Annotated in this window: 19 protein-coding genes; all 19 read left to right on the top strand. The window is 42.1% G+C overall.

What is annotated here, in order from left to right:
* The first annotated feature begins 1 nt into the window (after position 1).
* The 19 genes from HS129_15080 to HS129_14990 are packed head-to-tail and all read left to right on the top strand — an operon-like array spanning position 2 to position 13,891.
* On the top strand, positions 2-421 hold the full coding sequence (locus tag HS129_15080; protein ID MBE7413359.1) for a hypothetical protein: 420 nt from the start codon (positions 2-4) through the stop codon (positions 419-421).
* Complete coding sequence (locus tag HS129_15075) at positions 421-843, top strand: hypothetical protein (GenBank protein ID MBE7413358.1); 423 nt, start codon at positions 421-423, stop codon at positions 841-843. Before HS129_15080 ends, HS129_15075 begins: the two co-directional genes overlap by 1 nt.
* Positions 840-1,277 carry a phage virion morphogenesis protein gene (locus HS129_15070; GenBank protein MBE7413357.1) on the top strand — a complete coding sequence of 146 codons (438 nt, stop codon included), beginning with the start codon at positions 840-842 and terminating at the stop codon, positions 1,275-1,277. The genes HS129_15075 and HS129_15070 overlap by 4 nt, the downstream gene beginning before the upstream one ends.
* Positions 1,274-1,879 carry a hypothetical protein gene (locus HS129_15065; protein ID MBE7413356.1) on the top strand — a complete coding sequence of 202 codons (606 nt, stop codon included), beginning with the start codon at positions 1,274-1,276 and terminating at the stop codon, positions 1,877-1,879. The genes HS129_15070 and HS129_15065 overlap by 4 nt, the downstream gene beginning before the upstream one ends.
* A gap of 10 nt (positions 1,880-1,889) precedes the next feature.
* The gene (locus HS129_15060; protein ID MBE7413355.1) at positions 1,890-2,180 is read left to right on the top strand and encodes a hypothetical protein; all 291 of its coding nucleotides are present in this window, start codon (positions 1,890-1,892) and stop codon (positions 2,178-2,180) included.
* Positions 2,167-3,654, top strand: coding sequence for a hypothetical protein (locus tag HS129_15055; protein ID MBE7413354.1), 1,488 nt, complete (start codon positions 2,167-2,169; stop codon positions 3,652-3,654). Before HS129_15060 ends, HS129_15055 begins: the two co-directional genes overlap by 14 nt.
* Before the next feature lie 13 nt (positions 3,655-3,667).
* Complete coding sequence (locus HS129_15050; GenBank protein ID MBE7413353.1) at positions 3,668-4,102, top strand: hypothetical protein; 435 nt, start codon at positions 3,668-3,670, stop codon at positions 4,100-4,102.
* A gap of 15 nt (positions 4,103-4,117) precedes the next feature.
* A complete protein-coding gene (locus tag HS129_15045; protein ID MBE7413352.1) occupies positions 4,118-4,528 on the top strand; it encodes a hypothetical protein in 411 nt (136 codons plus the stop codon).
* A gap of 47 nt (positions 4,529-4,575) precedes the next feature.
* On the top strand, positions 4,576-4,758 hold the full coding sequence (locus HS129_15040) for a hypothetical protein (protein ID MBE7413351.1): 183 nt from the start codon (positions 4,576-4,578) through the stop codon (positions 4,756-4,758).
* Between the two features lies 1 nt (position 4,759).
* The gene (locus tag HS129_15035; protein MBE7413350.1) at positions 4,760-7,216 is read left to right on the top strand and encodes a phage tail tape measure protein; all 2,457 of its coding nucleotides are present in this window, start codon (positions 4,760-4,762) and stop codon (positions 7,214-7,216) included.
* Complete coding sequence (locus HS129_15030; protein MBE7413349.1) at positions 7,216-7,716, top strand: hypothetical protein; 501 nt, start codon at positions 7,216-7,218, stop codon at positions 7,714-7,716. Before HS129_15035 ends, HS129_15030 begins: the two co-directional genes overlap by 1 nt.
* A complete protein-coding gene (locus tag HS129_15025; protein MBE7413348.1) occupies positions 7,713-8,075 on the top strand; it encodes a LysM peptidoglycan-binding domain-containing protein in 363 nt (120 codons plus the stop codon). The genes HS129_15030 and HS129_15025 overlap by 4 nt, the downstream gene beginning before the upstream one ends.
* The gene (locus HS129_15020) at positions 8,075-9,157 is read left to right on the top strand and encodes a hypothetical protein (protein MBE7413347.1); all 1,083 of its coding nucleotides are present in this window, start codon (positions 8,075-8,077) and stop codon (positions 9,155-9,157) included. The genes HS129_15025 and HS129_15020 overlap by 1 nt, the downstream gene beginning before the upstream one ends.
* Entirely contained in the window at positions 9,157-9,735 is a 579-nt protein-coding gene (locus HS129_15015) for a hypothetical protein (protein ID MBE7413346.1), read from the top strand. The genes HS129_15020 and HS129_15015 overlap by 1 nt, the downstream gene beginning before the upstream one ends.
* Positions 9,732-10,091, top strand: coding sequence for a hypothetical protein (locus tag HS129_15010; GenBank protein ID MBE7413345.1), 360 nt, complete (start codon positions 9,732-9,734; stop codon positions 10,089-10,091). The genes HS129_15015 and HS129_15010 overlap by 4 nt, the downstream gene beginning before the upstream one ends.
* A 2-nt stretch (positions 10,092-10,093) precedes the next feature.
* Positions 10,094-11,224, top strand: coding sequence for a baseplate J/gp47 family protein (locus HS129_15005; GenBank protein MBE7413344.1), 1,131 nt, complete (start codon positions 10,094-10,096; stop codon positions 11,222-11,224).
* Positions 11,217-11,885, top strand: a complete 669-nt coding sequence (locus tag HS129_15000) for a hypothetical protein (protein ID MBE7413343.1) — start codon at positions 11,217-11,219, stop codon at positions 11,883-11,885. The genes HS129_15005 and HS129_15000 overlap by 8 nt, the downstream gene beginning before the upstream one ends.
* A 36-nt stretch (positions 11,886-11,921) precedes the next feature.
* On the top strand, positions 11,922-13,292 hold the full coding sequence (locus tag HS129_14995; GenBank protein MBE7413342.1) for a hypothetical protein: 1,371 nt from the start codon (positions 11,922-11,924) through the stop codon (positions 13,290-13,292).
* On the top strand, positions 13,289-13,891 hold the full coding sequence (locus HS129_14990; GenBank protein MBE7413341.1) for a hypothetical protein: 603 nt from the start codon (positions 13,289-13,291) through the stop codon (positions 13,889-13,891). The genes HS129_14995 and HS129_14990 overlap by 4 nt, the downstream gene beginning before the upstream one ends.
* Positions 13,892-13,926: the final 35 nt, after the last annotated feature.

Raw genomic sequence — 13,926 nt, 5'->3', positions numbered from 1 at the left:
CATGCTGAATCCCCTTGTTGACTTAAAAGAGCTTGTTTCTGTAAAGCCTTACGTTCTGGACATGGACGATTCAAGACCTCTCTCGGATGGAAAAACCATCTGGGAGAGATTCCTCGATTCGTCGGCAGAGAGAGCAAAGGATCAGATCATTGAATGGGGATTTACATATCCGGAGTCAAATCCTACGTCCCAGTTTCTTTCTGCAGAAGTGCTTTTAGTCAAAGCAGATATTGTCGAAGAGTTCGGTTTTCAGGAGAGCCTTGACGCAGAACAAATTCAGGTCGGCGGTCAGGGAGGAGAAAGCAGGCGTTACAAAAAATTCAGTGTAGAAGAGCGAGGAGAAAAAGCTAAAGTGTTTCGGGACAAGGCATATAAAACCCTGGCTGGGAAAAATGCATCTGTTTATCCGGGGGTTGAATGATGAGCGCATCCTCTCAAATCAAATCCGGTTTTGAAAAATATCTGAACTCAGATATTACGTTTTTGAAGCCGGATTCTCTGAGCGGAAATCTGAACGCACTCAAAAAGAAGAATTTTACGCCGTTAAAATCCGTTCGCGCTTATTGGATAAATGAAGAGTCGTCAGAAAAGAGAGATTCGGGAGAATCGCAAGGATATTCTGCAATCATTCTTTTGCAGTTTGACGGTCTCGAAGATCACGAAACCGAAATCAATCAGGAATGCAGGATCATAAAACGGGAAATATTAGAGGACGAACCATGGAATTCAGATGAGGAGTGGCTCATTAAACGGATTCAGCCTGTAGATAGAATCGACGGTTATTGGATCATCGAGTTTGAAGTGTATCAGCCTGCAAAAGGAAATCGGGTGCATCTCAGATGAGTGGTCTTGAAATTACAGATTCGTTTGGTCCTATGCTGAAAAAAGCTGTCGGGAATTTTGGTTCAAGCGTCGAGAGAGCTACAGGAAGAAATGCCGCACTACTGCAACGAAATGTTGAAGTTGGAATCAGACGACAGAAATACAAATCGGATTGGCCTTCTCTAAAAGAAGAAACTCTCAAAGTAAAAGCGAAAGAGAAGAAAAGCAATTTGATACTTATCGGAGAAGGCGATCTATCGAGTTCGTTTGAAGTAATCAAGCACAGCCTTGGAATCTACGAAGTCGGTACTATGAGTCCTTATGCCCGCGCTCATGAGTTTGGCTATGAGGCGAAGGGAATTCCTGCAAGACCGTATTTTCGTCCTGCGATGGACGATAGTTTCAATCAGATGAAAGAGAACTGGTCGAACGCTTTGAAGGAGATTTTCAAGTGAGAAAAATTCATATTGATTATCTGAAAAACTTAGTCGCAGGAATTGCGTTAGGCGGAACATCTCTGGTTTCTCCCGAAAGGTTTTTAGAGATTGATCCACCAACGGACAGGTTTCAGGAACTCATTCCGTTCTGTATCGTTAAATATCTTCCTGTGAGTCCGGTTCCAAACAAGAGAAAGGTTATCAGATTGTCCGACAGAATTTCCGGAAGCGACAGATACATTCGAAAGTTAAAACAACACTTCAAAATGGAGTATCGCTATACTTTGAATTTCTGGTTAGGCGAGCCGGAACTGGATGTAATATCCGCACCCGGCAAAACCGGAAGCGAACCTTTAATTCAGCCAGGTGATATCGGAGTAATCGATCAGACTCTTTTGTATCTTGCGACTCACCAAAGAATTTTGGGAGACCAAAAGAATACAATAGAGATTTACCCGGGACGATGTGCTATCGTGTCCGATCCTGCGGGAGAACTCGGATTATACAAGATTTATGCAGAGATCGTTTTTTCAGACGGTCTTCACGAAATAGAAGAAAACCTGAGTTTGACTAACGCACAAACAGAAGCTATCGAACCGGTGGAAGTGCAAACAATATAACGGAGGAAAAATGAAAGTTAAGGAATTTATCGCAAAACATAAAATCAGGCCGGCTCTTTCGGCAGGATTTATCGAACACCTGAGAATGGAGGCGGATTCAGATGCAACTGAAGAAAATCTAAACAACGCATTCAGAGAATTTGCAGGGACCCATCCCGATGGAACTCCGATTAAAAAGGAAACTCCAAAGACAAATACTCCGGCTGATATTACGAGTGCGTCAGACGAAACTGTAGACTCATCGTCAACCGGATTTAGTTCCAGGAAAAATAAAGGAGGACTGAATAATGGCAACACCTGATGTAATCACCTATCACAAAGACGGGGGAATCAATTTCAGCGAGTTCAAGTATGACCGGATTCATGCAAAGGTCGGAGAAGCCGAGGGAGGTAATGCGAATCAGATTTATCTCATGTCGAATTACAATCAGGCTAAGAACCTTTTCGTGAAAGGCGCTCTGCTCGATTCTCTTAAACAGTATTACGAGGAGTTTGACCAGGCGCGGGGACAAAAGCCTGTTCCTGTTTTGTGTGTCCGACCAGTAAACGATACCGCAGGGTCGATAGCAACTCCGGTCAAGGGAGCCGGAAATATCGGAGAGGTAGCACTTCCGACAATATCCGGAACTCCGACAGGTTCAAGAACTGTGATTTTAAAAATCACAAAAGACGGGGCTCACCAGACTGCCGAGTATCGTAAGTCAACCGATGGAGGCGAAACATTCGGATCACCTCTCATTACACCGGCATCAGGATCGGCAATTTCTCTGGACGTTGGAGTAAGCACAACTTTTGTAAACAGTTCCACCCCTGCCAATACGTTTAAAACAGGAGATACTTTTACATTTGCAATTACCGGTCCCTCCGCTTCGGTGTCTTCCAAGCTCACGGCAATCGAAGCATTGATGGAAGAATACAGATTGTATTCCATTCATCTTGTCGGAGGGCTTGTTCGATCCGTTGCAGTTTCCTGTGCTCAAATACTCGAAGAGATGAGAGTCGCGAAAAAACTTCCGACATATATAATTCTGGAAGGACAGACAATCGCAACCGGACAAACAGAGGCTCAGTATTACCAGGGACTGCTCGATGAGTGGGACCCGTTCTTTCATGACCGGGTTTGTATCGTTACTGCGGAAGGAAAATATATTCCCGGAGGTATCGAGGCATTCGGAGGATATTCTGCCGTTAACGATCAATTGGAAATAATCGGTGAATGGAGAAACGCCGCGACATTTCTGACAGCAAAGCTCGCATCTGCTCCGCCTAACGTATCCGCAGGTTATGTAATGGAAATGAGGTCATTGACTTTTGCAACGATCAGGCATTGGAAGACTGGCTATCAGGACTATATGGACGCGATGCACGACAGCGGTCTGACTGTCCTAAAAATCTATCCTGATTTTGAAGGGGTCTATATCGCAAAAGACAAAATCAAATCGGCTCCCGATTCTGACTTCAAGGAGATTCCCGAAAGGAGACGCGCAGATAAAATGCATCGTATTTTATACCGCGAGTCTTTGCCGTTTCTGGGTCAGGACACAGAAGCCAATTCCGGTTCTGGAGGATTGGATTTTCTCAAAGCAACCATCGACAGTAAAATCTCGGAGGAGATGGAAGCCCAGGGTAGAGCGGAAATTTCCGGTCACGAAATAAAACTCGATCCGGACAACACTTTCAAGAACGACAAAATCCTGAAGGCAAAACTGAAAATGTTCATCAAAGACAGAATAACCGCGATTGAATGGGAAACAAGCTTCGCAGTTGCGAAATAGGTAAGGAGGATATATGCCAGGTGAAGTAGTATTAGAGAATTATAGTTTTTCCGGATTGAGTTTGAAAATATTCGGATATGACATGGTGAACTTTTCGAGCTTTGGTTTTGACCATGCTTGCGAAGTGGAACTAACGTATGGAAAATCGGGAGAGATCGTCGGGTACACACGAAAAAATTACAAACGAAATCTCAAGGTCTCGATTAACTTCGAGGAAATGGAAAAGTTAGTAACACTGGCTATCCCATTTGGAGGGCTATTGGAAAAACTTCCTCCTTGTCCGTTGGTGGGAAGAATTTCTGCCCAGGGAAGACCGGATTTTACCTATACGGCACCACTGACAATGATCAGCAAATACAACGCTGATTTCAAGAATGGGTCGTCCGGAGCTGTTGAAGTTCCGCTCGAAATGCAGTTACTGTCAATTCCGATATTGGCATTTGTTTAAGGAGGCAAAATGAATATCAATCCGATTATAGCATCAAACGAAACGCTGAAAAGCGCTTTCGATAAACTTCCACAACCGTATGCGGATATCAACGACGATTTTCTCGAACAACACAAAGAATCAATTGGAGTGTTGAAAAAAGAATTTGAGAATCGTGGAGGCATCCACCTGATTACAACCGGCGACAAGAAGGTGATTGTCAGGCTTCCAAGCCGGGCTCTTCTCGACGATGTTTTGGAGAGAGCAAAAAAACAAAAGCAGTCAGACTCGATGCAGTTTCTTGTCGGCTCATGTTTACTTTATCCATCCATTGATGTGGTGCAATCCTGGGTGGACAAGGAAGCTCCCGGGCTTTACATCCCGCTTGGAAATAAAATCGCAGAGTTGAGTGCAGTAACACAGGAGACCTCGGCAAAAAAGCTATAGGGCTGAAATATCAGTCTCTCGTAAAAGGACATGGAGCACTCGAAGTTTTGCTTCGGCACTATTTCCCTGGAAGGATCATCGAATACCCAGCCCTGCAACAGGATGATCTTTCCAGTTACGAGAAGATGGATGAGTTGGTTGAAACTTTGGCCGCAGAGGTTGAGTACATCCAACATGTGCAGATGCTCACCTTCGCCAGAGCGATAGTGAAGGCATTTAACGGAGAATAGAATGGAAGGCGTTTTTGAATTAGGTGTAGTTTTATCGCTGAAAGACCTCGCTACGTCCAAGCTGTCGGAAATCAACGACAAATGGGACAAATTCCGTAAGACGTTAGGAGATACTCACGAAGATGTGATCAAAATGGACAAAGCTCTCAGCCAGATGAAAGCCGGAGGCGCCATTCTATCCGTCGGACTGGCCGCAGGATTCTTAACCGCATCTTTTCTGAATGCGAGGATGCAGACTTCTCAACTCGAAGCAGACATTCGATCGCTTGGATTGACACAGGTTGATGTGGATGGAATTACCGAAAGCGCCTATCGTCTGTCGATCAGAACCGGTCTTACTAAGGAAGCAATCCTAACGGGTGTCTATGATATAAAATCTGCAATATCTGATCTGGATTCGGCTTCCTTATCCGGGTTCACGGAATCGGTGGCAAGCGCAGCTCTTGCCACAAAAGGAAATTTTGAGCAGATGAGTAAGCTCTTCGGCATGACCTATCACCAGTTTAAGAAAATCTATTCGGAAGGAATGGATCCAATTCTGGATAAGGATAAGAAATTTGATAATATCATGTTTGGAAAAATCATAGCGAATAATATTGCAATGGCTTCCAATATATTCAGAGCGGATGGTGCAACAATTGAACAGGCAATGACCTCTTTAGGTTCAACAGCCGCGAGTATGAATATTTCACTTGAGGAGCAGTCAGCAGTCTTAGGAACTCTCTTGAATACGATGGTTCCCGGTACTGCAGGAACTTCCTTGCGTGCCTTTTTATCGAAGTCGGTCGAGGGAATGCAAAAACTTGGACTTTCTGCATTTGACGCAAAGGGCAAACTGAAATCTGTTCCAGATATGATTGATGAAATCAATAAGAAAATGGGAGGAGATCTGACAAGAAATTCCAAGATTTTAAACGAGGCATTTTCGGAGGAAGGATTAAAAGCAGTTCAAGCTTTGGTTCCAGTAACAGGACAACTCAAAGAGAATATCTTACAATTCCAGAATGCAACGAAAAACAGGGATTTTTCATTCATTACAAAAATGGAACAAGAACGTCTGAATAGTTTACCTATGCTCCTAAACCGTGCATCAGAGGGATGGCGTGTATTTCAGGATCGTGTCGGTAAGGCGATTGAAACAGGTCCGCTCAGTAGTGTCGTTGGTCTGACTGTAAAATTACTTGAAGGCCTGAATGATTTGATGGCAGCCAATCCAAAAATAGCATCCTTTATCGGAACATTTTTACAGATAGCAACAATAGCAGGAGTTGCGTTAGGCGGAATGCTTTTGTTAAAAGGTGCGTTTAGTGCATTCATGATTGCTGTCAATATCGGACTTGTATCAAATCCATTCGGATGGATTGTTCTGGGAGTTGCTGCCGCAATTGTAGCAATCTCGCTACTCATAGCAAATTGGGATAAGATAAAAGGCTGGTGGTCTGGAATGCCGGACTGGATGAGAGGGATTATAGGATTGATTCTTCTTCCTCTCTGGTCATTTATCTGGCTTCCTTTGTTAATCATTAAAAACTGGGATATGATAAAAAACTTTCTGACTTCGATTCCGGGCGATGTAGCTAACGCATGGAGTTTTTTGCCGGATTGGGGAAAAAATCTGATCTATATATTTCTACTTGGAATGGTCAGTCCGTTTGCGATGATTGGAACTTTGTTGTATAACGGTATCAGGATAGGATTTAACTTTCTGGAAGATTTGGCGAAAACGTCCGGCAATAAATTTGTAAAGACATTTGCCGGAGGGATTGTTTCAGGAGTGAGTTTTCTGAAAGAATCGGTCATCGATTTACTCGGAGCTATCGGAAGATTTCTTCCCCATTCGGACGCGGATGAAGGACCGTTGTCCAACCTGTCCGGATCGGGTTCTGCATTTGTTGAAACTTTCGTTGATGGGATCAGAAGAAGAAAATCTCTTTTAGGTTCGATGATGAGCGATGTAGCCGGAGGGCTTTCGGATGTTTGGACGAATGTAAAAGATACAGGATCGGCATTGATTGATACAATTCAAAATGGAATCGCAGAAAAAGCGACAGCGCTCAAGGAAACCGTCTCCGGAGTTTTTGAAAATACGATTGGAAAACTTCTTCCGCATTCAGATGCAGATGAAGGGCCTCTGTCTTCTCTGACAAGTTCGGGTCGGTCAATTATAAGAACAATCGTTGGCGGAATGGATTCTGAACCAGTGAATTCAAATCCGATCATGCAGAGATTCAACCAAAATCTGCAAACCAAATCTCCCATAATTCCGAAATATTCCGACGAAGAAGAAAATTCAATTCCGGGAATGGGAAAGTCTTCTAAAGGAATCACATTGTCCATTGCAAATCTCATCGGGCAGGTAAACATGAGTTCCTCATCCGATGCCAAAAGAAATCTTCTGGAAATTATCGGGGATGCGTTATTCGCAGAGATTGAAAAATACGAAGAGGTAAGCGCATAATGCCTGCCGCAGCCCCCGCAGGATATATATCGCCAGAATTTCTGGTTGGGGACACAGATCGCCTAACGCTCGGAGACGAGCTGTTCGGATATGAGTTCCCCTCGGCGACAAAAATCAGTCTTCGTCAGGAAAAGATTATTACAGTTACCAAGATCAATGGACGTAAAGGCACAATTAAAGAGATGTCCGGGTTTGATGACTGGCAGGTGAGAATAGAATTTACCCTGCTTGCGGCGACATACAGTTTTTCGCTTCCGCTTTTGCAATCCATGCTGTCAAAACTCAAAGAACTGAGATCGCTTTGGATCGAACAAACTTCTCTGCCTGTTATTAACGATAGACTTAACGCATTAAAAATCAAAAATATTGTTCTGAAAACATTTGAGCTTCCGGACAGCGGAATACAATATAACCAGCCAATCATCCTGACGGCACTTTCAGACGAAGAAGATTACGCTCTCGACAAAGCTGGCTCTGATTCTACGGGAGATTCTTTGTGATCTATACGATTCGGGAAAATGATACCCTGCAGAGAATTTCTGCCAAGCTATATAATAAGTGGGAACTCTATCCTGTAATCAGGGATAACAATCCTCATATCAAGGATTGGGAAAATCTTGTAGCCGGTAACCGGTTAAACATTCCGGATATTCCGACAGAGCCGACTTTTCACATTGCAGAAGAAGGCGATACTTTTGAGTCCATTTCTCTTCTCTATTATCTAACAGAACATTTTGCCGGACTATTGAGAGAGGAAAACCTGAACGCTCAACCCTATGAAAATATAGGAGTAGAATATTTTATTCCGGCACTTGTATCGAAAGCAGACTTGGTCGCCTGCGAAAAGAGGTTGAAGTAATGTTGCTCTTGGATCAGGAATTGAAAATCGGGGAATTCAAAATTCCCATCGTTCGCGAAGTGATTCTTGAAACCTCGCGTGAAATTCCTACAGATACGTTAGTCGTTAAACTTCCTAAATACAAGAATTTGAAAAAAGACGATATAAAGCCGGATGATAAAGTGACCTGGAAAGCCGGCTATACACAGTACGGACTTTTCCCTGAATTTTCGGGATATGTCAGGGAGGTAAGTCCAACGATTCCGTTTGAAATCAAATGCGTAGACCCTATGCACTATTGTCAGCTTCAAACAATGAAGAGAAATTATAATAATCACCCACTAGCAGGATTTCTGCAGGATTGCCTTCATTCTAAAATCAAAAAAGATATTACACTAAAGATCGACCCAGAAGCGCCAAAGACGATTTCAATCAATAATTGCGCGAACAAAAGCGGTCGATTTGCACTATGGGAACTAAGCGCAAAATATGGACTCGATGTATTTTTCCGAGACTGGAAATTGTGCGTTCAGAAAGCTTTTGTAAAACGAAATGCATTCACTCAAGAGAAAGATAAAAAGGTTACAAAATCCAAAGCCGCGTCAGGAACAGAAAGTGGATCTTCGAAAGATATTCCAGTTTTTCAATTCAAATACAATATCATTGAGGATAGTTTGATCCCGCGCTTGAAAAAAGATTTCATAATTATCGTCAGGGGTGAAAATCCCAAAACAGGAACTCAATACTCTGGGCAGTTCGGAATCAAGGGAGAAAAAAAGTATTACGAGATCGACGGGTTGGATAAGAAGCAGGCAACTTCGAGAGCAAAAGAACTATTTGCGGAACAATGCGGTTCCGGGTTTAACGGAAAATTTACTACATTTGGGTTTCCATCTGTCCAACATTCCCAGATAATAGAAATTCTAGACTTGGAGGATACGTCAAGAAGCGCGAAAACTTTTGTGAATAAGATCATAAAAAACTTCGATGGAGGAAATGCAAAATACAGGCAAGAAATTTTTCCGGGATATTTTTATGAAGAGCCAAAAAAGAAACCGGAATCTCCGCCTCAAAAACAGGAAGGGAGGTTGATTCGAAGTTGATGGAAAAAGCAAGAGACATTATCTCGGCAATTGTCAAAGCGTGGAAGATCGGTCATCCGATGCACTACCCGTTATCCGGAACAATTTTGTCGGTATCTCAAAATTCATGCAAGGTAAAAGTAAGAAACGAAGTTAAGCACGATGTAACATGGTTTTTCAAAGGAAAGCCTCTTGTAGGATCCAAATGTGTAATTATCTCGCGGGATAATAGTCCCGAAAAATATACGTTAGTTGAAGTGGATGAATACGATGAAATTGAGTTTAAAGCCTCAAAAATCCACTCGGTGAAAATGAATCAGACAGAAATCTTAGTTAGCCATAACAATGGGGCGATTACCTGGAAATTTGATTCGTTGGGAGTCGAACTTGACCTCAAAGGAAAAAAGTTTACTATAAAAAATGGCAATATAGAGCAGACGTTAGGCGACATTAAAACTACGGGAAACGTCAAGGCAAAACAAGAAGTTACTGCTTTCGAAGGAACACCTGGGTCTGTCGGACTTAGTTCGCACCTTACAGATTATACGGACTCGCCAATTGGTCCATCGGTTTCCGGCCCGCCGAAAGGAGGAACCTGATGGATTTAGCCAATGATCCAACTGAGTTATATGATTTATTCCTGGATTCAGGTTCAAATGATCTGGCGACAGAACCGGATATCATGCAATGCGTTCTTTATCAAGTTATGGAATCTCTCGAACTGGGAGTAGCGGATGATATAGATTACCCGGGAATTTACAGCAAACAAAGACTCGCTACCAATTCCGATGAATCGGATGACAGATACAGAGTCCGCGATGCCGAGAGAATCCTCGCACTCAATCCTCTGATTGATCCTGATTCAATTGATGTTGAACTAACGAGTGAAAAACGGCTATCGTTGAATTTCCGTTTAAAGTCTGGTCAGACCCTGAAAAATTATATCATGAGGTAATTATGAATCTGAATGTAACCAAAACCCAAATTGAAACTGAGATGATGACTGAAATCAAAAACTCCAGCGTATTCAAAAATTTTGCATTCAGTCCTTTGTCAAAAATCTCCACTCTCATTCGTGCAATCAGAAACGCACTCTATCTTTTCGTAGATATTAATCTTGTATCAATACAAAAAGCGATTCATCCACATACAGCAGAGGAAGAAGATTTGCAGGAACATTTGATTCGGCGAGGAATGAAATGGAAACCAGAACTACCAAGTGTTATCCGTTGCAGGATTGGCTCTTCAATTCAACCAATTCAGGATATTGAAATTCCACAAGGTCTTGTTGTTTCAACGGATGGCGCTGAAGAAACCAGAATTCGTTTTCGTATTCTGGATTCTTTTATTTTGCCCGCCAATGTCTCCGCAGATATCAATGGAAAATTTACTATTGAAGCGGACGTTGAATGTCTTCTGACAGGACCAGTTGGAAATGTAGTGCAGGATTCAATCGTTTTAATTGATTCGCCTCCCGATGGGATTGATTATATTACAAACCCAAACCCTGATCCGGTTCAGACAGGACAATTCAGGGAATCAATTTCTTTCGTCAGGTCGAGAATCAAAATTCACGATTCAATATCTGCTATGTGGACTCCGGACTGGTATGTTTCAGAAGCCGAAAAATTTACCTATGTAAAAAGAGCGATTTTTAAAAGCGCTAAAACTCTTGGTACGAATGGAGAAGTAAAAATTCTTGTTCAGGGAGCTTCAGGATCATTAACGTCTGTACAAATTGCCGAAATCGAAGATCATTTTTTACTTGAAGAAAATGATCCCGGAGGAGTCGCTCATGTGTCCGTGGAGAACTTGAACACCACTCAGGTTGACAAGATCGTTCATGTCAAGTTCAGTTCTTCCGATAAAATTCCTTCTCAAAGTATTTTGGATGAAATTAGCGAAGGATATTTTCTCTCTCTTGTTGAAGGTCAGGATTTCATCGATGCAAATCTAAAGGCTCTTTATCTATCGCTTCCAAATTGTATCGAAGTTGAATTTGTTCCTCCCGGAAATGTGGATGTACCTGCCGGCTCAATAGCTGAACCAGCATCAGGTTACGCAATCATTGGAGAAGTATATGCCTGACCGCTACTTATTCAAATTCGATCACTGGGTTTGGAAAAATCAAAGGCATACAATACGTGACAAGGGGATCACATCACTTTGGTATCGTGGACTGAAATCAATTTTATCCATACTAAATAATCGCTCAGAAAAAATCAGTTGGTTGTACAGACAAATCTGGCTCGACAGCTCGGATTCCCAAGGACTTGCAGAATGGGGAATTGAGCTGGAATTATCCAAACTACCAGGAGAAAGTGACGATCAATTCAAGTCCCGACTGCTTCTTAAAGAAATTTCCCGGAAAACCGTACCTGCTGTTTCGGCGAAATTAAAATCGATTCAAATTCTCGCAAATGTTGATTCAAATGAGATACAATATTTTTCAATTTATCGTTCTTCTGAAGCAGGAATCGAACATTTCCGTATTGGAGGAATGGTAAATTCTCCTATGATGACGAGAAAATACATTCTCTTCCGTTATCGATTAATGATTCCATCTCTTCCGGATAATTTTGATCGGAATGTTTTAATAAAAACGCTTGAAAAAATGAACACAGGTGGAAATGTTTTTGAAATATGGGAAGACAAAGGTGAGTTTCTGCCATTTGTAATGGGCGGAACCTTAACCGGAAAATTTAACTCGCGTAGAGCCGATAAAAAAAGAGAACTCTACATCTACTAACGCACAAATTTGCTTCACAAAAAATAGAGGTGAAGCATGGAAACACTTGCAGGAATTCAATTTCCAGAAACCGGTAAAAGGGTTTTTCCTGAAGATTGGAAAAATGAGCAGGAAAAAAAAGCTCAGGAATTAATCAAAAGAGACAAGGATCTCCTTGGAACGGGAATCCATAAAGGTGGGGTTGTTGCTATCGGCTCCGGATCCGCAAAGATCGATTTACCGGAAATTACAATTGCGTATGATCCTGACGGGAAAAGAATCGAAGTGCCTGTTTTATCCGGAATATCTGTGCCGGATAACGCATCTTCAAAAATTATTGTTCGTCATAAATTCTCCGAAACCGAATTCACGAGCCCAGACAACATCCCTTCAGATGGGCCTGTTATCTGGTTAGATAATGATTATGAGGTTCTTGCACGACAAGGTTCTCTAGATCCTAAAGATGTTCCGCTCCGCGAAATTAGTGTTGCATCGGGAACAATAACTCTTGGGAATGATTTGCGTGTTTTTCGAGAAGTAAAGTCAGAACAAATTCAATCAATAACAAACGAAATTACCAAGGTCAAAAGAAGTGTTAAGCTTGTCGGTGAACTTTTCCACTACCCAAAGCACCCATCGCTGTGCCCTCCGTCTGCAAGTTTCCCAAATCTCTGCATATCGAGACTTCATCCTGCCGATTCGAAAACAGCGACATTATTGCAGGCAAACTGGGCTACACTTGTTCCTGAACTACGGAGTCAGACTTTATTTTTCGGTGCGTCAGACGCAATCGACTATACAGGATTCACACCCGGAAATCCGACGACCATTCAACTTGATACATCAGGTTCAAAAAATACAGACGTAAACGATCCACTTATCGAGCTATTGAATTGGATGGTTCGCTATCACGATTCTATTGATTTTGGTGATTCGATTTTATCTGCAAACTGGACGAGTCTGAATTTAGTTTGTTCGTTTAGCGGTAGCGACTATCGTATTATAGATTTTGATGCAATCAATCGAACGATTACAATAGATTACGATTCGACAAGCGACACAAGCGCACCAGGAACAATCAAAATTTATCCTCACCGGATACGGACATCAGACGCAAATGCAAGCACGACAGCGCAAATTCGAAAACTAAAACCGGAAACGACTCTTGCGAGTGCATACCAATCTGGAATTCTATTGCCGTTTCAATTTCAAGGATTTAATGTCTCTCTTGCAGATCGCGCAGCTGATAATCTCGGCGGACCATTCTCTTACTTTGTCGGAACAAATCAACCAAATTCAGGCCCTGGGTTTATAGTAACTGATTTCGTCGATGATGGCGCTCATGGAACTCCGCAAGTCGGGAAATCAGTACGCTCAAATCAATTAGGAACATATATTTATATCGCAGGGGGAGAGTTTAATCCATGAAGACTATCTATTGTTACAATAATCAAGGAATCAAATTTCAGACGATAAACGAATCTGAGTTTAGTCGATATCAGATTCAATCGTATAAGCTTGGCTTGCAATGTCATATTGGAGAATTTTTTCCGTTTAAAAGAGAGGCATCCGGAATGCTTACACTGAATGCTGATGGAAGACCTATTGAGTTATCCGACGCTGAAAAATTTCAACTCGGAATTATCAGCGAGTCGGAAGTTAAGGAAATTCTGAAATCCAAAATTCGCTCAAAAATCGATTCAATCACAAATTCGGTTCAAGCAAATTACACCTCTGCAGAAAAGCAAAGCTTTGCTGTCAAAGAATTAGAAGCAAATGAATTTCATTTGGAAAAACGTTCTCAGGTTGATTGCATTGTTCTGACCAATGAAGCAAAGGCAATTTTTGGAAACTCATTTTCTGCTACACAGTTTGGGCAGATCGTTGCGCGAGTGCGTTCAAAATCATTGCAATTCAAAACGTTGATCGGAACTCTATCGGGCATTCGCAGTCGCCTGGAAGCAAGAATTGATTCAGGAGAATATTCGCTCAATATCGATTCCGAATTTTCCGGAATAGGTGTTTGAAAAAACTCGTTCAGTTGCATTTCTAATGCGCAAGG

The organism is Leptospiraceae bacterium (assembly GCA_015075105.1).
Classification (GTDB): domain Bacteria; phylum Spirochaetota; class Leptospiria; order Leptospirales; family Leptospiraceae; genus JABWCC01.
This window is presented reverse-complemented; position numbering and strand designations above follow the sequence as displayed.